Source organism: Tardiphaga sp. 20_F10_N6_6, assembly GCF_052076045.1.
GTDB lineage: Bacteria > Pseudomonadota > Alphaproteobacteria > Rhizobiales > Xanthobacteraceae > Tardiphaga > Tardiphaga robiniae.
Genome location: NZ_CP197239.1, coordinates 4,691,493 through 4,709,721 on the forward strand (window position 1 = coordinate 4,691,493; position 18,229 = coordinate 4,709,721).

The following is an 18,229-nucleotide window of genomic DNA, read 5'->3' on the forward strand; positions in this document are numbered from 1 at the left end:
CTCCTGCGCGCAAATCGCGCGCTGATCATAGGTGGTCCCACGCAAATGGGGAACCCGGCCCGTTCGTCAAGTATGGACCGTCAAGGCGTCGCAGGCTCGGGCGGCGCAATTGTGGTCTCCGCCTGCAGCATGCGCTCCAGCGTCTCCAGCCGGTCGGCCTCACGTGGCGGCTTGTCCCAGCGCAGCCGGCTGATGCGGGGAAACCGCATTGCGACCCCCGACTTGTGCCGGGGCGAGCGCGCCAGCCCTTCAAAGGCAACTTCCAGCACCAGCCCCTTGTCAGGTTCGTGGGTGACGTGGCGGACCGGGCCGAACTTCTCGGTGGTATTGCGGCGAACGAAGCGGTCGATTTGCAGCAGTTCCTCGTCGGTGAAGCCGAAATAGGCCTTGCCGACCGGCACCAGCTGGTCGCCGCTCTCGCCGGCGGTCCAGACGCCGAAGGTGTAGTCCGAATAATAGGACGAGCGCTTGCCGTGGCCGCGTTGCGCATACATCAGCACCGCGTCGATGATGTGCGGATCGCGCTTCCACTTCCACCACTGGCCTTTCGGTCGGCCCGGGAGATAGGCAGAATCGCGCCGCTTCAGCATCACGCCTTCGACGGCATCGGCATCTTCGCCGGCTCCGGCACTGACAGGATCGGCACGCGCGGCGGTGAGGGCATCCCATGTTGCGAACGGGATCTGGTCGGACAGATCGATCCTGTCGTCGTCGAGCTCCGCGATGAATCTTTCCAGTTTGGTTCGTCGCTGTTCGAATGGCAGTTCGCGCAAATCCGTCTCGCCATCGCCAAGCAGGTCATAGGCGCGCAGATGAATGGGATATTCCTTCATCAGCTTCGGCGTCACGCTTTTCCGGTTCAGCCGTTGTTGCAGCACGTTGAACGACTGCACGCGCCCCTCGCGCAGGACCAGCAACTCGCCATCGATCGCGCCGGGCAGCCGCAGCGATGGCGTCAGGTCCGGGAAGCTTCCGGTGATGTCCTCGCCGGTTCGCGAATAGAGCCGCGTGACGATCCTGTCGTCATCGCCTTTGCCGCTGACCGCCTGAATCCGGATGCCATCCCATTTCCACTCCGCGACGAAATCGGACGCGTCGAGATTGGCGAAGTCGGACTCCTCGATGGCATGTGCCAGCATCACCGGGCGGAACGGCGCCGGATCGCGATTGACCGGCTTCTCCGCGCGACCTTCGAGCCAGGCGAACAATTCGCCATAGGGCGACGCAAGGCCGGGCCAGATCAGCTCGACGTCATGCGGGTCCTTGTCGCCGAGCGCCGCGGCGGCGGTCTTGGCCAGCCGCGCCGAAACGCCAATCCGCATCGCGCCGGTGACGAGCTTCAGCAGAGCCCAGCGCCCGGTCTCGTCGAGCTCATCGAGCCAGCGGGTGAGTTGTGCGGGGAGTTCCGCTTTGCCGAGCGTGCGGAGTGTGGTGACGACTTCGGTGAGTGTCGGCGGTGGCGGGTTGTTGTGCGCGATGTCCTGGGCCTTCGGCCACATCAGCGCAACCGTCTCAGAGAGATCGCCGACATAATCGTATGAAAGCTCAAACAGCACCGGGTCGGTGCGCGATGCGATCAGATCGCGGATCAATCCTGCCTTCGCATGTTTGAACGACAGCGCGCCGGTCAGCGCTGCTAGCGCATAGCCGCGGTCGGGATCGGGCACTTCGCGGAAATAGCCCGTGATCAGCCGCAGCTTGTTGTTGCGGCCGGGTTCATAGGCCAGGCGATCGAGCAGTTCGGCGAAGCGGTTCATGCCTCGACGCTTTCGCCGGGCGGAAGTGTCTCTTCCTCCTCCTCGTCGCCATAGCCGATCAGCGCAAGAGGCCGCGCAGTCAGGCCTTGGCTCTGGCACCAATGCACCAGCGCGTCTTCCTGGCCATGCGTGACCCAGATTTCGCCGGCGCCGGTCGCGCCGATTGTTGCGATCAAGCCGTCCCAATCGGCGTGATCCGAAATGACCAGCGGCAGTTCGACGCCGCGTTGCCGCGCACGGGCGCGCACGCGCATCCAGCCGGACGCGAAGGCGGTGACTGGATCGGGAAAGCGCCGCGTCCACACGTCCGATGTGGCCGACGGCGGCGCCAGCGTGATGGTGCCGGCGAGATCGGCTTTCCTGACGCCTTTCACCGGGCGTAATTCGCCGAGATCGATGCCGCGGCTCTGATAGTAGTGCGTGATCTTCTCCATTGCGCCATGCAGATAGATCGGCGCGTCGTAACCGGCTTGACGGATTAGCTTGATGACCCGCTGTGCCTTTCCCAGCGAATAGGCGCCGACCAGATGCGCGCGCTCCGGAAACAGCGCGACCGAGGCCAGCAGCTTCTTTACTTCGTCGGCAGCATCGCCATGACGAAACACCGGCAGACCGAACGTGGCTTCGGTGATGAACACGTCGCAGGGCACCACCTCGAACGGCGTGCAGGTCGGATCATGGGCGTCCTTGTAGTCGCCGGACGCGACGATGCAGATATCCTTGCAGGTCACTGCCATCTGCGCGGAGCCGAGTACATGGCCGGCGGGATGGCAGGAGACCGTGACCTCGCCGAGCTTGATCGTCTCGCCATAAGCAATGGCCTGCGTGCTGCCGGCGAAATTGTCGCCATAGCGCAGCCGCATCATGTCGAGGGTCTCTTGCGTGGCCAGCACTGCGCCATGACCGGGGCGGGCATGGTCGGAATGGCCGTGGGTGATAACGGCGCGCTCGACCGGTCTGACCGGGTCGATATGGAAGCCGCCCGGTTTGCAGCAAAGGCCGGCGGGAACCGGGATAAGGATGTCTTGCGGACGCATCTCGGTTATATAGGTCCGCCTTGGGTTGGTTCGAGTCATCCTGCGAACGCCCCGCCCTCCGATCGGTTCCCACCATGCCCGCGCGCTTGTTCATGTCATCCGGCGATATGAACGCCGACCGGCGTTTCGACTATGCGCGCGACCTGCAGGTACAGGGCGATCTGGTGGCGGCGGCCGATCTGTTTGAGCAGGCCACTGATCTGGCGCCGGGCTTTGCCACCGCATGGTTCGTGCTCGGGGAGATTCGGGAGCAGCTGGGTGACACCGCCGGCGCCATCGCCGCGTTTCGCCGCGCGCAGGCCAGCGATCCCGGTGATCGCAACGGTGCCGGTCTGCGGTTGATGCGGCTCGGCGCTGACGATCTCTCGGCCATGCCGGCGACCTATGTGACGGCGCTGTTCGATCAATACGCGCCCAAGTTCGACGCCGCTCTGGTCGATACGCTCGGTTATCGCGGACCAGCGGTCCTGTTGGGCGCCGTGCGTGCCGCATGCGCTGCGACGGATAGGGCGATGCTCTTCCCTCGCGCCATCGATCTCGGTTGCGGCACCGGGCTGGCGGCCGGCGCTTTTGCCGCCTGCACCCGTGCCATCATCGGCATCGACCTGTCGCCGCGCATGATCGAGCGCGCTCATGCCACCGGGCTTTACGCCGAGCTTGAAGTGGCCGAGATCGTCGAGGGTCTGTGCCGCCGGTCAGATAGCAGTGTCGAGCTGGTCATCGCAGCCGACGTGTTGATCTATCTGCACGACCTTGCGCCGGTTTTGCGAGAAGCTACGCGCGTGCTCCTTCCAGACGGGCTGCTCGCCTTCACGGCCGAGACCCATGACGGCGACGGTGTCGCTCTTGGCGCGGGCTTGCGTTATGCGCAGAGCGAAGATCATCTGCGCGGCCTGATCGCAGCTGCCGGCCTGGCGCTCATTCATCTTGAACACGTTTCGTCTCGCACGGAACGCGGCGTTGCCGCGCCAGGACTGGTGGCCGTCGCGATCAAACGTCGGCTTTAACGCCGTCGGGGTCAGCTAGGGCAAGTTTGCTGGCGCAATCCAGAAACGAAGCGAAAAGACGGTCGCTTCGTTGCAAGGGCTCCTTGCAATGACGGCCGGGCAATAACGTCTGTGAGCGCCAAGCGTCCTACCAATAAAAACCCCGGCCGCGAGGCCGGGGTTTTGCGTTTCAGCGATGTCACCAGGATCAGTACTTCGCAACGACCGGGCTGTTGAAGTGATAGTTCAGCCCGGTGCGGAAGATGTGTTCGGAGACGTTGGTCGTGATGGTCGTGGTGTTGATCAGGTTCGAGGTCGAACCAAGGTCGACATAGAGATATTCCGTCTTCGAGGTCCAGCTCGGGCCGAACAGGCCGAGCAGGGTGAACGGCGTCTCGATACCGGCGCCCGCGGTCCAGCCGCTCCGGGTGGTCGAAGCATTGAGCTGCACGACGCCGTCTTCGCTGGCCTTGGTCTTCACGCCGCCATAGGCGTAACCGCCGGTGGCATAGAACAGCGTCGAACCGACCGAGTAGCCGAGACGGCCGCGTACGGTGCCAAACCAGGGCAGCTTGGCGTCGAACGGGACGTCGCCCAGGCCAATGGCCGTCTTGTTGTCGCGCTGGCTGGAGGCCTGGATGTCGGTTTCCAGACCGTAGACCCAGTTCACCATCTGCCAGTTGTAACCCAGCTGTACGCCGCCATTGATGCCATCGGGAGCGAGGTTGAAAGCATCGTAGGAAGGTAAGTCACCAAGGCCGTCACCGGCTTTGGAGACCGAGGTGCGGTCGCGTCCGATGCCCGAGCCGACATTGCCGCCGAGATACCAGCCGGTCCAGTTCGCTGCGGGCGCTGGCACATAGGTGCTGTTGTTGCCGCCAATGCGATAGTTCAGGCCGACGCGAAACAGATTCTCGCGCAGTTCAGTGGTGGTGGTCTGCGGAAACGTGCCGAGCACCATCACCTGATCGGTCTTGTTGCCGAGGTTGAGATAGAGGTACTCGATCTTGCCGGTCCAGTTGCCGCCGAGAGATGCCTCGACGCCGCTGCCAACGGTCCAGCCGCCCTGGACGCGGCTCGTAGCCAGGGCAGGAAAGCCCAGGGAGGTGGTGGTGGTGGTGACGTTGCCATAGGCATAGCCGCCGGTCACATAGCTGAGCACCGGACCCGTTGCCAGACCGACGCGGCCGCGCACCGTGCCGAACCAGTCGATTTTCTGGCTGTAGGTGTCCTGCGGCGCCAGCGGAAAGGCGCCGTTGTTCAGCAACGGATAGCTGTCCTTCAACTCGCCGCCCTGGATGTCGGCTTCGACGCCGTAGACCAGCGGGCCGAACATGGAGCCGGTCTGCCAGTTGTAGCCGATCTGGCCGCCGCCGAATCCGCCGGCGGGCTGCAGATAGGTCGAGGTGGCTGAGCCGGGAGTGACGGGGTCGTTGTTTTGCAGCCGATCCCGGCCGACGCCGTAGCCCGCGTTCACGCCCATGTAGAAGCCGGTCCAGTCATAAACCGCTGTTACCGGCACCTTGTAGTAGGGGGCCTTCGCGGCCATGTCGGCGGCTTGCGCACCGGCGGTCAGTGCGAGCAGTGCCGCGGCGGTGAGGCGAAGGGTTTTCATGATGGGATCCAGTTCAGGTTTCTGGCCGAACTATGAAGGGGTAACAGAATGCTGTCTGCAGCCGTGCGACCAAGAAATTGCGGTATTTGGATATTGGGTTCCTTGTGGTTAATTTTCTCGGAACAGCGTTGTTCATGACGCAAACAAAAACCCCGGCCGCGAGGCCGGGGTTTTCGATTTTAGAGGATGTCGCTGAGATCAGTACTTCGCAACAACCGGGCTGTTGAAGTGATAGTTCAGGCCGGTGCGGAAGATGTGCTCGGTAACCTTGCTCTCGCTGACGACGCCAGGAAGGATCGTGGTCGAAGCCGAGCCGAGGTCGACATAGAGATATTCGGTCTTCGAGGTCCAGTTCGGTCCGAACAGGCCGAGCAGCTTGAACGGGGTCTCGATGCCGGCGCCGGCGGTCCAGCCACTCTTGGTGGTCGAAGCGTTGGCAACTTCGACGCCCAGTGCGTTGATCTTGGTCTTCACGCCGCCGTAGGCGTAACCGCCGGTGGCGTAGAACAGGGTCGAACCGACCGAGTAGCCGAGGCGGCCACGAACCGTGCCGAACCAAGGCAGCTTCTGATCGTAGCTGACGAGGCCGAGGGCGACGGCGGTCTTGTTGTCACGCTGGCTGGAAGCCTGGATGTCGGCTTCGAGACCATAAACCCAGTTCGATGCCTGCCAGTTGTAACCGATCTGGGCACCGCCGTTGATGCCGTCCGGAGCAAGGTTGAACTGCTCGGGAACCGGGGTGAGGCCGGTAAGCGTGGTGCGATCGCGACCGGTGCCGGAACCAATGTTGCCGCCGAGATACCAGCCGGTCCAGTTCGCCGCAGCGACCGGGGTGTACACGCTGTTGCCGCCGATGCGGTAGTTCAGACCGACGCGGAACAGGTTTTCACGCAGTTCGGTGTTGGTGAGCTGGGTGGGGGTAGCGAACGCATCAGAGCGGTTGCCGAGGTTCAGGTAGAGATATTCGATCTTGCCGGTCCAGTTGCCGCCGAGCGCTGCTTCCACGCCGCTGCCGATGGTCCAGCCGGTCGCCATGCGGCTGTCCGAGAACGCCGTCACGGCGCCTTCGGTGATCGTGGTCTTGACGTTGCCGTAAGCGAAACCGCCGGTGAAGTAGCTCAGGACCGGACCGGTTGCGAGACCGACGCGGCCACGAACGGTGCCGAACCAATCCGACTTCTGACCGTAGACGGTCTGCAGCGGGCCAACCACATTGGCGCCACCGCCGGTGAGGCCCGAACCCTGGATGTCGGCTTCGAGGCCGTAAACGATCGGGCCGAGCAGCGAGTCGCCCTGCCAGTTATAGCCGATCTGGCCGCCGCCGAAGCCGCCCTGCGGCGTGAGATACAGCGAGTCGCCGGTGTAGCTGTGGGTGACGCGGTCGCGGCCGATGCCGACGCCGGCGTTCACGCCGATGTAGAAGCCGGTCCAGTTATAGACCGAGACGAGGGGCGCCTTGTAATAAGGGGCCTTGACGGCCAGATCGGCAGCCTGCGCGCTCACAGCGGTTCCGAGCAGCGCGGCGCTCGCAAGAAGAATACGTTTCATGGTCGACCCCAATTCAGATTTGAACCGTTAGAATAGGGGAGTCGGGTCATATTGGCTGTATCCGGACGGCCACACTGTCCGACATTGCAACCGCTGCGGCGCCGGCCGAAAAAAGCCGGTTAAATAAACGTTTAGATGCTCTTGGCGCATTGCGTATTTCGTCACGTTTGGGGGCGCTGAGACCTGTCGATAGCCAACCCACGGAAAACATGAGGCAACCTGTGAGGGATTGCCAAGCCTGTCGCGCCCGCAGAGGATAAGGGCAAGCCCGTACAGCCGCGATCAACGCCGCGACGGGTCACAAAAACACGCCCGCACAAGCGGGTCTCAGGGAGAAAACACCAGATGTCTTCGCGCCACAGGTCCGTCTTCAGGACCGCGACACTCGCTACAGTTGTCTCCGTACTGGCCCATTCGGCCTTTGCGGCGGACAAGAAATACGACCCCGGTGCCAGCGATACCGAGATCAAGCTCGGTCAGACCATCCCCTATAGCGGCGCCGGTTCCCTGTATGGCGTGATCGGCCGGACACAGGCCGCCTATTTCCAGATGCTGAATGAAAAGGGCGGCATCAACGGCCGCAAGATCAATTTCATGTCGCTGGACGATGCCTACAGCGCGCCGAAGGCCGTCGAGGCCACCCGCCGGCTCGCGGAGCAGGACGAGGTGCTGGCGCTGTTCGGCTCGCTGGGCACTGCGCCGCAGTCGGCGGTGCAGAAGTTTCTCAACAGCAAGAAGATCCCGCAGCTGTTGCTCAACACCGGCGCCTCGCGCTGGAATAACCCGAAAGAGTTCAAGTGGACCACGCCGGGCCTGCCGATCTATTCGACCGAGGGCCGGATTATCGCGCGCTACCTGATGCAGGCCAAGCCGAACGCCAAGGTCGCGATCCTTTACCAGAACGACGAGTTCGGAAAGGACTTCATGAATTCTTTCAAGGAGATTCTGGCCGAAGCGGGCGGCTCCGCGAAGGTGATCGCCGAGGCGTCTTATGACCTCACCGATCCGACCATCGATTCCCAACTGATCAATCTGGCGAAATCGGGCGCCGACACTTTCTTCAACATCTCCACCGGCAAGGCGACGTCGCAGTCGATCCGCAAGGTCGCGGAGCTCGGCTGGAAGCCGCTGCATCTCTTGGTATCGACCTCGAGCGGCCGCTCCATCATCAACGCCGCCGGCGCCGAGAATGCCAAGGGCATCGTGGCGATGACCTACACCAAGGAAGTCGGCAGCGAGAAGTGGAAGGACGATCCGGACGTCATCGCCTTCCAGGAGCTGCGCAAGAAGTATCTGCCGAACGTCGATCCCGATAACACCATCGCATTCCAGGGCTACTCGCAGGGCGTGACCATGGCGGAGATCCTGCGCCGCTGCGGCGACGATCTCACCCGCGAGAATGTGCTCAAGCACGCCACCAATCTGGAAGGCTACCGCGCACCGGTGTTCCTGCCGGGTATCACCTATGGCTTCACGCCGACCGACTACACCACCATCAAGGCGCTCTATGTGGGCACATTCAACGGCACCGACTGGGATCTGTCGGACAAGCCGGTGAGCCAGTAAGCGCGTATCTTAAAATAACGACCATCCCCGGCGGATAGGCCGGGGATGGAGACGACCAATCGGACTCGCAAAGAGCCGTATCAAAAATCATCAGGGAGAAAACGCCATGAACAAGGGACTGTTTGCGTCTGCGGCGCGGGTCGCCGTCGTCGTGTTGCCACTGACTGTGACGGCCGCTATCGCCGCCGACAAGAAATACGATCCAGGCGCCAGCGACACTGAAATCAAGATCGGACAAACCATTCCGCATAGCGGACCCGGTTCGCTCTATGGCGTGCTGGGCCGTGTCGGTGAAGCCTATTTTCAGAGCTTGAACGAGAAAGGCGGCATCAACGGCCGCAAGATCAAGTTTCTGACGATGGACGATTCCTACAGCGCACCGAAGGCGGTCGAGGCCACGCGCCGTCTTGTTGAGCAGGAAGAAGTCCTAGCTCTGTACGGCTCGCTCGGCACAGCGCCGCAGACGGCCGTGCACAAATATCTCAATTCCAAGGGCGTACCGCAGCTGCTGCTCAACACCGGCGCATCGAAGTGGAACGATCCGAAGAACAACAAATGGACAATGGCCGGCCTGCCGCTCTATCCGACCGAGGCGCGTATTCTCGCCAAATATGCCGTCAGCATGAATCCGAATGCGAAAGTCGGAATCCTCTATCAGAACGATGATTTCGGCCGGGATTTCCTGGGGCCGTTCAAGGATGAACTCGCGAAAGCCGGCGGCACCGCGAAGGTGATCGCCGAGGTGACCTACGATCTCACCGATCCCACGATCGACTCGCAGCTGATCAATCTCGCCAAATCCGGCGCCGATGTCTTCTATAACATCACCACCGGCAAGGCGACGTCGCAATCGATTCGCAAGGTGGTCGAGCTCGGCTGGAAGCCGCTGCAGTTGTTGTCCGCGGGCTCCACCGGCCGATCGATCCTGGAGGCGGCAGGGTTGGAGAATGCCAAGGGCATCGTCTCGATTGCCTATGGCAAGGATATTGGTTCGCCGCTCTATGCCAAGGATCCCGACATCGTGGCGTTCGAAGCTTTGCGCGCGAAATATCTGCCCACGGTCTCTGCCGATAATTCGATCGCCTTCTTCGGCTATGGTCAGGCCGTGTCCATGGCAGAGATTTTGCGCCGCTGCGGCGACGAGCTCACCCACGAGAACGTGCTGAAACAGGCTATCGGCCTAAACGGCTTCCGCGCTCCGCAAATGTTGCCGGGGGTGAGCTACAGCTATACCAATGACGCCTATGTTCCGATGGCGACGCTGTACACCCAGCGGTTCGACGGCAAGGACTGGATCATCTCCGACAAGTCGGTGACGCAATAAGACCACAGGTCTCTCCATGTCATTGCGAGCCCCGGCGAAAATTGCGCAGCCAATTTCGTTTGGGCGGAGCAATCCAGTCCTCTCTTGCTGTTCTCTGGATTGCTTCGTCGCAAGGGCTTAGGGGAAAGTTGCACGGCAACTTTCCTTGACCTCGCAATGACGGCTGAGAGTGCCTAGTTCTAACGCGTGCCGCCCCGTAAATCCGTCGCCAAACCCGACCTGTTGCCCGATCACTTCCTGCGCTGGTTCGCCATGCGCGGCTGGTCGCCGCGCGAACATCAATTGGCGCTGCTGCAGAAGGCGCGCGACGATCGCTCGGCGCTGCTGATCGCGCCGACCGGCGCAGGCAAGACGCTGGCCGGCTTCCTGCCGACGCTGGTGGAACTGTCTAACCTCTCCCCGCTTGCGGGGAGAGGTCGGCTTGAGAGCGCAGCGAACAAGTCGGGTGAGGGGGAGCGCATAATTGAAACTCCCGAGTTCGCCGAAGCTCCCCCTCACCCGTCGCGGACTGCGTCCGCGCCACCCTCTCCCCGCAAGCGGGGCGAGGGGAAAAACGCCCTTGTCTCCACCGGCCGCGGCGTTCAGCGCACCGGTGGCCTGCACACGCTCTACATTTCCCCGCTCAAAGCTCTCGCCGTCGACATCGCGCGCAACCTGGAAACACCGATCGCGGAGATGATGCTGCCGATCAAGGTCGAGACCCGCACCGGCGACACGCCGGTGTCGCGCCGCGCGCGGCAGCGGCGTTATCCGCCGGACATCCTGCTGACCACGCCGGAACAGCTGGCCTTGCTGTTGTCGTCCGACGACGCGCCGTTTCTGTTCTCGTCACTCAAGCGCGTCGTGCTCGACGAGTTGCATGCGCTGGTGACGTCGAAGCGCGGGGATCTACTGTCGCTCGGCCTTGCGCGCCTCTGGAAGCTCGCGCCCGACATGCGCGCCATCGGCTTGTCGGCAACGGTTGCCGAGCCTGAATCACTGGCACGCTTTCTGGTGCCGCAGCCTGTTGGTGAAAGCGTCTCGGCCGATATCGTCGTCGCCGGCGGCGCGGCCGAGCCGGTGGTCGAGATGCTCGACACCAGGGAACGTCTGCCCTGGGCCGGCCACTCCGCGCGCCATGCGCTTGGCGAAATCTACGATCTCATCAAGGCCAACAAGACGACGCTGGTCTTCGTCAACACCCGTAGTCAGGCCGAGATGCTGTTCCAGGATCTCTGGCGCATGAATGACGACGGTCTCGCCATCGCGCTCCATCATGGCTCTCTTGACGTCGCGCAGCGCCGCAAGGTCGAGGACGCGATGTCGGCCGGGAAACTACGCGGTGTGGTCTGTACCTCGTCGCTCGATCTCGGCGTCGACTGGGGCGATGTCGATCTCGTCATCAATGTCGGCGCCCCCAAGGGGGCATCGCGGCTGATGCAGCGCATTGGCCGCGCCAATCACCGCATCGACGAAGCTTCGCGCGCCGTGTTGGTTCCGGCCAATCGTTTTGAGGTGCTGGAATGTCGCGTCGCCATCGATGCCGTTGCCGAAAATGCACAGGATACTCCGCCGTTGCGGACTGGCTCGCTCGACGTGCTGGCGCAGCACGTGCTCGGCTGCGCCTGCGGCGCACCGTTTCGCGCGGACGATCTCTATGACGAAGTGCGCTCGGCGGCGCCCTATGCCGAACTGTCGCGTGTCGACTTCGACGATACCGTGGAGTTCGTGGCGTCCGGCGGCTATGCGCTGAAAATCTATGAGCGTTTCGCCCGTATCAAGCAGGACGCCTCGGGCAAATGGCGCGTCACCAATCCCAAGGTGCGCCAGATGTATCGCATGAATGTCGGCACCATCGTCGAGGACACGATGCTGAAGGTGCGGCTGGTGCGCGGAGGCAGCGGAAAAGCCAAAAAGGGTGTCACTGGTGCGCTGGCGCGCGGGGGACGCATGCTCGGTCAGATCGAGGAATATTTCATCGAAGGCCTCGTGGTCGGCGACACCTTCGTCTTCGGCGGAGAAGTCGTCCGCTATGAATCCCTGGTCGAGGATCAGGTCGATGTCTCGCGCGCCCATGACAAGGACGCGAAAGTGCCGTCCTATATGGGCGGCAAGTTTCCGCTCTCGACCTACCTCGCGGAACGCGTGCGCAAACTGCTGGACGATGAGCGCGCCTGGAAAGGCCTGCCCGACCAGGTGCGCGAATGGTTGTTGCTGCAGGCCCATGTCTCGCATGTGCCTGGTACGCGCGAACTGATGGTTGAGACCTTTCCGCGCGCCGACAAGCATTATCTCGTCTGCTATCCGTTCGAAGGCCGCCTCGCGCATCAAACATTGGGCATGCTGTTGACGCGCCGTCTTGAACGCGCCCGCGCGCGGCCGCTGGGTTTTGTCGCCAACGAATATGCGCTGGCCATATGGGGCCTCGGCGACACGTCGCACATGATCAGGCAGGACAGGCTTGATCTCGCCGCTTTGTTCGATCCCGACATGCTCGGCGACGATCTCGAAGCCTGGCTCGCGGAATCGGCGCTGATGAAGCGGACGTTCCGCACCTGCGCGGTGATCTCGGGGCTGATCCATACGCGTTTCACCGGCGAGGAGAAATCGCGCCGTCAGGTGCTGTTCTCCACCGACCTGATCTACGACGTTTTGCGCAAGCATCAACCCGATCACGTGCTGTTGCGCGCCGCGCGGGCCGATGCTGCGACGGGATTGCTGGACATTCGGCGATTGAGCGACATGCTGACGCGCATCCAGGGCCGTATCATTCACCGGGAACTCGATCGCGTGTCGCCGCTGGCGGTGCCGGTGATGCTGGAAATCGGCCGTGAAGCGGTATACGGCGAAGCGTCGGACGAGCTCCTGGCGGAAGCCGCCGAGGAACTCGTGAAAGAGGCCTCTGGACAGTAGGATGGGTAGAGCGAAGCGAAACCCATGCTGCAGTTCCGCGCTATTGATGGGTTTCGCAACTGCTCTACCCATCCTACAAAAGAACCATGCACGCCGATTCGATCATCACCGCCGATATGAGCACCGTCAGCATCGCCGGCGTCACGTTGGCTGCGGACCTGTCGGGCGCCTTGTATTGGGAAGAGCAGAAACTTCTCGTGGTGTCCGACCTGCATCTCGAAAAGGGCTCGAGCTATGCCAATCGCGGGGTGCTGCTGCCGCCCTACGATACGATCGCAACACTCGGTCGCCTCGGTGCGGTGATCGCGCGTCACGATCCGCGCATTGTGATTGCGCTCGGCGACAGTTTCCACGACCTTGACGCCCATGAGCGGTTGTCCCCGGCCAATCGCGAGGTGCTGTCCGCATTGCAGATGCGCCGTGACTGGATCTGGATATCAGGCAATCACGATCCCGCATTGCCGCCGGATCTCGGCGGCACCGTCGCGGAAGAAGTCGCCATCGGCCCGATCACCTTTCGTCATGAGCCGACCGGTGCTGCAGGCGAGATTGCCGGTCATTTGCATCCGAAGGCGCGCGTCAGCACGCGCGGTCGCGCGGTCGAACGGCGTTGCTTTGCGAGCGACGGCGCCCGCGCGGTGATGCCGGCCTTCGGCGCCTATACCGGCGGGCTCAACATCCGCGATGCGGCATTCGCGCGGATCTTCCAGACCCTTGGCTTTGTTGCCCATGTGCTCGGCGACCGGCGTATGCACGCCATTGCTGCCTCGCGCTGCTGCTAGAGCAACATTTCATACATCGTCGTTCTACCCGTCCAGGAGAAGGCGAACCTGCGGGATTTCCAGGATGGCAGTCTCCTTTGCGGGCTGGCTGTTGACGAGATGGTCGATAAGATCCTCAGTCGTCGAGCTTCGGGTCAGCATCAGGCAGGTCGCATTGTCGGCGCGCGTTGCGTGCCAAACGCCGGCGCGCATGCAGATTCCGACGCCGGGAGACAAACGATAAGCTCGGAGGGTCGACAGGTCCGGCGTCTGGTTTGCGTCACTCAAGCAAAGGATTTGAACGATCTCTTTCGTGAGAGGCACGACCGCCTGCTGGGTCATGTGATGGACTTCGAGCTTTGAGACAAGCGGATTGTTGTCACGATACTCGACCCACAAGACCTCGGTGTTGCCTCCCGTGCCGGGATCAAAGAAGTGTTCGTGCCAGAAATCGCTCGCCGGGCTTCGAAAACCGACCGCGTCTTTTTTGAGTGGATCGGTTTTGCCGAGCACCCACCCGAAGGGCTCGAACGATGTGGGACTCAGAGCCTCGACAGTAACAGCGTTGGATGTCGGCATGGAGGGCTCCTGAGGCTCCCGTCCGAAGCATGGCTTCATGGCCCTGCAAACCGACGAGTATTAAAAGAAAGAGCGGCCTTACGCCGCCTTCGCCTGCACGCTATCGCAGAACGCGGCGAGGTGGTCGGCAAGCCGCAGCGTTGCCGGGCTCGCGTCGGGCGCGGCCATCAGCGTCACTTCAGTCTGGTCGATCGGCGCGAAGCCTTCCTTCGCTGTCAGAATGCGATGATCGGCCTGGATAGCCATGTCGGACAGGATGCTGAGGCCAAGTCCGGCGGCGACCGCGGCCTGGATGCCGGCGAGGCCGGAGCTCGTATAGGCCATATGCCAGCTGCGGCCTGCCGCCTCGATGGCATGGATCGCGCGGGTCCGGTAAAGGCAGCCGGCGGGAAAGCCGATCAACGGGACCGACCGGATGGCGGGGTCGATCGGATGCGCCTTGCTCGTGACCCAATGGATCCGCTCGGGCCACACCGCAATGCCACCTTTCTCACCGGCGGCGCGCTTGAACAGTGCCAGGTCGAGTTCGCCGCGTTCGAGATCGCGGCGCAAATACGTGCTTTGGTCGGCGCGCACGTCGAGCCGCAAGCCGGGCCGCGACCGCGAAAAATTCGCCAGCAATTCGGTCAGGCGATAGGCCGCGAAATCCTCGGGGATGCCGAGCCTGACAGCGCCTTCATTGGTCGGGCGCGCCAGTACGTCGCGAGCTTCCTCCGCCAGCGCCAGCAGTCGTCGCGCATAGGACAGCAGCCGCTCGCCGGCTTCGGTCGGGGTCACGTCCTTGCCGGCGCGGTTCAGCAGCGGCTGGCCGATATCCTCTTCCAGTCGCTTGATTTGCTGGCTGACGGTGGATTGGGTGCGGTGAACGCGCTCGCCGGCGCGGGTAAAGCCGCGGGCATCGACCACCGAGACGAAGCTGCGCAGGAGTTCGAGATCCAGCATCGGCTGTCCATTCGTTTTTCAACTGACAACAAGTATATCATTTAATTTCCAAATGAGAAGGCGGGCGCATAGACCGGTGGCAAAGGAGATTTCCGATGTCCCTCGCGCCGTCAGTCGCGGTTCCTCGTGCCGCCTTCAATCCGCTGCCGATCTATATCGGCATCTTCTGTCTGCTTTGGAGTTTCTCCTTCGTCGCAGGGAAGATCGCCGTCACCGATTGCCCGCCGCTCATTTTGCTCGCCGCGCGGTTCTCGCTCGCTGGTGTTCTGATCCTTGGCATTTCCGCCCTGCGCCGCGGTGCCTGGTCGCTGTCCTGGCGCGATGTTGCGGCTTACGCCGTCATCGGTCTGGCCAATAACGCGCTGTATCTCGGCCTCGGCTATACCGGCCTGCAAACCATCTCCGCCGGTCTCGGTGGCCTGGTCGTCAGCGCAAACCCGGTGTTTACGGCTGTGTTCGCAGCACTGTTGCTGAAGGAGCCGCTCACCGGACGCAAGGTCGCCGGGCTCTTGCTCGGCATCGCCGGCGTCGCCTCGATCGTCTGGCACCGCATATCGGTGGGCACCGACAGCGCGCAGGGCATCGTATTCACGCTGGCGTCGCTCGCGTCCATCGTGACCGGGACGATCCTGTTCAAGCTGCTGGCTCCGAAGGGCAGCCTGTGGCTCGGCAACGGCGTGCAGAATCTTGTGGCCGGCGTGGTGCTGATCCCGGTGGCGCTCACGTTTTCCGATATTGGCGCGATCGTGCCGAGTGCGCGATTGATCGCTTCGTTTGCATTCCTGACATTGGGCGGTTCTATCCTCGGTTATCTACTGTGGTTTCATCTCCTGAAGACCTGCGGCGCCACTGCTGCCAGCGCCTATCACTTCCTGATGCCGCCCCTCGGCATGCTGTTCGCCTGGATGGTGCTCGGCGAGCATGTCGAAAGTCGTGATCTTCTGGGGATCGTCCCGGTCGCCCTCGGTATCTATCTCGTCACCAGACCGGCCGCTTCACCAGCCCCCCTGCGACAGGAGTAGTTCATGTCTCTCACCATCACTTTGATTGGCGGACCCACCGCGCTGATTGAATTCGACGGCTTCCGGCTGCTCACCGATCCGACGTTCGATCATCCGGGCGCCTACAAGCTGCCGCATGTCACGCTGGAAAAACTCGTCGGTCCCGCGATCTCCGCCGCGCAAGTCGGCGCGGTTGATGCGGTGTTGCTCAGTCACGATCAGCACTCCGACAACCTTGATAACTCCGGGCGCGATTTCCTGCGCCACGCGCCGCGCGTACTGACAACCATTGCGGGCGCCAAGCGCCTCGGTGGGGATGTCGAGGGTCTCGCGCCATGGGACAGCACCGAACTTACAGGCAAGGATGGTCACTCGCTGACGATCACCGCGACGCCCGCGCGTCATGGCCCGGCCGGCATCGAGCCGCTGTCGGGCGATGTCATCGGATTCGTGCTGAGCTCGAACGCGCCAGGGAGCAGGCCGATCTACATTACAGGCGACACCGTCTGGTTCGATGGTGTCGCCGAGGTCGCGCGGCGTTTTTCGGCCGGCGTGGTGCTGCCCTTCGCCGGCGCGGCGCAAACCCGCGGGCCATTCCACCTCACCATGGACACCAACGACACGATCGAGACGGCGCGCGCATTTCCCGATGCGACGATTGTGCCGGTGCACACCGACGGATGGGCGCATTTCAAACAGACCGCCGGCGATCTGCGTGCATCTTTCGACACGCTCGGCTTCGGTGCCCGTCTGCGTATCCTCGAACCGGGTGTGCGGACCTTGATCTAGCCCATTGCCAGTCCCTGCTTCGGAACGTTAGCTGCGACGGCACGTTGCCGAGCGGTGAGATGGCAGGGATCAGATGTCGGACCAGTCCAGCGAGAAGAAGCCTGATGATCAGGAGGGAGAAGCTGCTGGTCCGAAAGGTTTTCTGAAACGGCTTGGTCCTGGTCTGATCACCGGCGCTTCCGACGACGATCCGTCCGGCATCGGCACCTATAGCCAGGCCGGGGCGCAGCTCGGCTACGGCATCGGCTGGACCATGCTGTTGACCTTTCCGCTGATGGTCGCAATCCAGGAGATTTCCGGACGCGTCGGCAGCGTGACCGGTCGTGGCATTTCCGGAAATGTCTGCCGGCACTATCCGGCATCGCTGCTGCATCTCATCGTGTCGCTGCTGTTCATCGCCAACACGATCAACATCGCGGCCGATCTCGGCGCCATGGCCGATGCCACCAAGCTGCTCGTCGGCGGTCACGGCATCATCTATGTCGTTCTGTTCGGCGCGCTCTCGGTGGGCGCGCAGATTTTCTTCGATTACAAGCGCTATGTCTCGGTGCTGAAGTGGCTGACGCTCTGCCTGTTCTCCTATGTCGCCGCGCTTGCGGTCGTGAAGGTCGACTGGAGCGCGGCTCTCACAGGCATCCTGCTGCCGCAAATCACCTGGAGCGGCTCGTATCTCACCACCATAGTCGCCATTCTCGGGACGACGATTTCGCCATATCTGTTCTTCTGGCAGGCCTCGCAGGAGGCGGAGGACGAACGTATCGATCCCGCCAAAGCTCCGTTGATCGAGAGGCCGATTGGTGCCGCGATGGAGTTTTCGCGCATTCGGGCCGACACGATCGTCGGCATGGCATTTTCGAACCTGATCGCGCTGTCGATCATCATCACGGCTGCGGCCACGCTCAATGCCTCCGGCAAGACGGATATCGAGACCTCGGCGCAGGCGGCTGAAGCCTTGCGTCCGATCGCCGGAGTATTCGCAGAGTGGATATTTGCGCTGGGCATCGTCGGCACGGGTCTGCTGGCGATCCCGGTACTCGCAGGCTCAACTGCCTATGCTGTGGGCGAAGGTCAGCGCTGGCTGGTCGGACTCGATCGCAAGCCACGCGAGGCTGTGGCGTTCTACTCGGTGCTGGCGCTGTCCGCGGCGATCGGGATCGCGCTGAATTTCACCTCGATCAACCCGATCTCGGCGCTGTACTGGAGCGCCGTCATCAACGGCGTTCTGGCAGTGCCGGTGATGGTGTTGCTGATGGTGATGTCGCGCCGCAAGGATGTAATGGGCGATTTTGTGATCAAGGGGCCGTTGCACTGGCTCGGTTGGCTGTCGACTGCAGCAATGGCCATCAGCGTGGTGGCGATGGTGGTGGGGATATTTTTGTAGCGCGCAAAATCCTCAACCGTCATTGCGAGGAGCGAAGCGACGCGGCAATCC

At 62.5% G+C, this 18,229-nt stretch carries 14 protein-coding genes; 8 read left to right on the plus strand and 6 right to left on the minus strand.

The window, feature by feature from the left end:
• Positions 1-80: 80 nt before the first annotated feature.
• Both AB7813_RS22485 and AB7813_RS22490 read right to left on the minus strand, forming a co-directional pair.
• Positions 81-1,757, minus strand: a complete 1,677-nt coding sequence (locus tag AB7813_RS22485; RefSeq protein WP_441228426.1) for an ATP-dependent DNA ligase — start codon at positions 1,755-1,757, stop codon at positions 81-83.
• Positions 1,754-2,794: a ligase-associated DNA damage response exonuclease gene (locus tag AB7813_RS22490; RefSeq protein ID WP_441228427.1), complete on the minus strand. Its 1,041-nt coding sequence runs from the start codon at positions 2,792-2,794 to the stop codon at positions 1,754-1,756. The genes AB7813_RS22485 and AB7813_RS22490 overlap by 4 nt, the downstream gene beginning before the upstream one ends.
• Positions 2,795-2,868: 74 nt before the next feature.
• Between AB7813_RS22490 and AB7813_RS22495 the strand changes: the two genes are divergently transcribed.
• The gene (locus AB7813_RS22495; protein WP_439065658.1) at positions 2,869-3,801 is read left to right on the plus strand and encodes a methyltransferase domain-containing protein; all 933 of its coding nucleotides are present in this window, start codon (positions 2,869-2,871) and stop codon (positions 3,799-3,801) included.
• A 187-nt stretch (positions 3,802-3,988) separates the two neighbouring features.
• Here AB7813_RS22495 and AB7813_RS22500 read toward each other — a convergent pair whose 3' ends face one another.
• Both AB7813_RS22500 and AB7813_RS22505 read right to left on the minus strand, forming a co-directional pair.
• Entirely contained in the window at positions 3,989-5,395 is a 1,407-nt protein-coding gene (locus AB7813_RS22500) for an outer membrane protein (protein WP_439065659.1), read from the minus strand.
• 198 nt (positions 5,396-5,593) lie between these two features.
• Positions 5,594-6,943: an outer membrane protein gene (locus tag AB7813_RS22505; protein WP_439065660.1), complete on the minus strand. Its 1,350-nt coding sequence runs from the start codon at positions 6,941-6,943 to the stop codon at positions 5,594-5,596.
• 345 nt (positions 6,944-7,288) lie between these two features.
• On the opposite strand from AB7813_RS22505, the gene AB7813_RS22510 reads away from it, so the two are divergent.
• The 4 genes from AB7813_RS22510 to pdeM all read left to right on the plus strand — a co-directional run bounded on the left by AB7813_RS22510 (position 7,289) and on the right by pdeM (position 13,507).
• Positions 7,289-8,509: an ABC transporter substrate-binding protein gene (locus AB7813_RS22510; protein ID WP_439065661.1), complete on the plus strand. Its 1,221-nt coding sequence runs from the start codon at positions 7,289-7,291 to the stop codon at positions 8,507-8,509.
• Between the two features lie 106 nt (positions 8,510-8,615).
• Positions 8,616-9,833, plus strand: coding sequence for an ABC transporter substrate-binding protein (locus AB7813_RS22515; RefSeq protein WP_439065662.1), 1,218 nt, complete (start codon positions 8,616-8,618; stop codon positions 9,831-9,833).
• 186 nt (positions 9,834-10,019) lie between these two features.
• The gene (locus AB7813_RS22520; protein ID WP_441228428.1) at positions 10,020-12,725 is read left to right on the plus strand and encodes a ligase-associated DNA damage response DEXH box helicase; all 2,706 of its coding nucleotides are present in this window, start codon (positions 10,020-10,022) and stop codon (positions 12,723-12,725) included.
• 86 nt (positions 12,726-12,811) lie between these two features.
• Entirely contained in the window at positions 12,812-13,507 is a 696-nt protein-coding gene (gene pdeM, locus AB7813_RS22525) for a ligase-associated DNA damage response endonuclease PdeM (protein WP_441228429.1), read from the plus strand.
• Between the two features lie 24 nt (positions 13,508-13,531).
• On the opposite strand, the gene AB7813_RS22530 is transcribed toward pdeM, so the two are convergent.
• On the minus strand, positions 13,532-14,065 hold the full coding sequence (locus tag AB7813_RS22530) for an ureidoglycolate lyase (RefSeq protein ID WP_439065665.1): 534 nt from the start codon (positions 14,063-14,065) through the stop codon (positions 13,532-13,534).
• 78 nt (positions 14,066-14,143) lie between these two features.
• Entirely contained in the window at positions 14,144-15,007 is an 864-nt protein-coding gene (locus AB7813_RS22535) for a LysR substrate-binding domain-containing protein (RefSeq protein WP_439056936.1), read from the minus strand.
• 95 nt (positions 15,008-15,102) lie between these two features.
• On the opposite strand from AB7813_RS22535, the gene AB7813_RS22540 reads away from it, so the two are divergent.
• The 3 genes from AB7813_RS22540 (at position 15,103) to AB7813_RS22550 (ending at position 18,178) form a co-directional block, all read left to right on the plus strand.
• On the plus strand, positions 15,103-16,029 hold the full coding sequence (locus tag AB7813_RS22540; protein ID WP_231078374.1) for a DMT family transporter: 927 nt from the start codon (positions 15,103-15,105) through the stop codon (positions 16,027-16,029).
• Positions 16,030-16,032: 3 nt separating this feature from the next.
• Positions 16,033-16,797: an MBL fold metallo-hydrolase gene (locus AB7813_RS22545; protein ID WP_441228430.1), complete on the plus strand. Its 765-nt coding sequence runs from the start codon at positions 16,033-16,035 to the stop codon at positions 16,795-16,797.
• 73 nt (positions 16,798-16,870) lie between these two features.
• Positions 16,871-18,178, plus strand: coding sequence for an NRAMP family divalent metal transporter (locus tag AB7813_RS22550; protein WP_441228431.1), 1,308 nt, complete (start codon positions 16,871-16,873; stop codon positions 18,176-18,178).
• Positions 18,179-18,229 lie beyond the last annotated feature (51 nt).

Excerpts from the sequence above, each read along its gene's own strand:
- AB7813_RS22485 (WP_441228426.1), bottom strand. The coding sequence starts at position 1,757 with ATGAACCGCTTCGCCGAACTGCTCGATCGCCTGGCCTATGAACCCGGC.
- AB7813_RS22490 (WP_441228427.1), bottom strand. The coding sequence starts at position 2,794 with ATGCGTCCGCAAGACATCCTTATCCCGGTTCCCGCCGGCCTTTGCTGC.
- AB7813_RS22495 (WP_439065658.1), top strand. The coding sequence starts at position 2,869 with ATGCCCGCGCGCTTGTTCATGTCATCCGGCGATATGAACGCCGACCGG.
- AB7813_RS22500 (WP_439065659.1), bottom strand. The coding sequence starts at position 5,395 with ATGAAAACCCTTCGCCTCACCGCCGCGGCACTGCTCGCACTGACCGCC.
- AB7813_RS22505 (WP_439065660.1), bottom strand. The coding sequence starts at position 6,943 with ATGAAACGTATTCTTCTTGCGAGCGCCGCGCTGCTCGGAACCGCTGTG.
- AB7813_RS22510 (WP_439065661.1), top strand. The coding sequence starts at position 7,289 with ATGTCTTCGCGCCACAGGTCCGTCTTCAGGACCGCGACACTCGCTACA.
- AB7813_RS22515 (WP_439065662.1), top strand. The coding sequence starts at position 8,616 with ATGAACAAGGGACTGTTTGCGTCTGCGGCGCGGGTCGCCGTCGTCGTG.
- pdeM (WP_441228429.1), top strand. The coding sequence starts at position 12,812 with ATGCACGCCGATTCGATCATCACCGCCGATATGAGCACCGTCAGCATC.
- AB7813_RS22530 (WP_439065665.1), bottom strand. The coding sequence starts at position 14,065 with ATGCCGACATCCAACGCTGTTACTGTCGAGGCTCTGAGTCCCACATCG.
- AB7813_RS22535 (WP_439056936.1), bottom strand. The coding sequence starts at position 15,007 with ATGCTGGATCTCGAACTCCTGCGCAGCTTCGTCTCGGTGGTCGATGCC.
- AB7813_RS22540 (WP_231078374.1), top strand. The coding sequence starts at position 15,103 with ATGTCCCTCGCGCCGTCAGTCGCGGTTCCTCGTGCCGCCTTCAATCCG.
- AB7813_RS22545 (WP_441228430.1), top strand. The coding sequence starts at position 16,033 with ATGTCTCTCACCATCACTTTGATTGGCGGACCCACCGCGCTGATTGAA.
- AB7813_RS22550 (WP_441228431.1), top strand. The coding sequence starts at position 16,871 with ATGTCGGACCAGTCCAGCGAGAAGAAGCCTGATGATCAGGAGGGAGAA.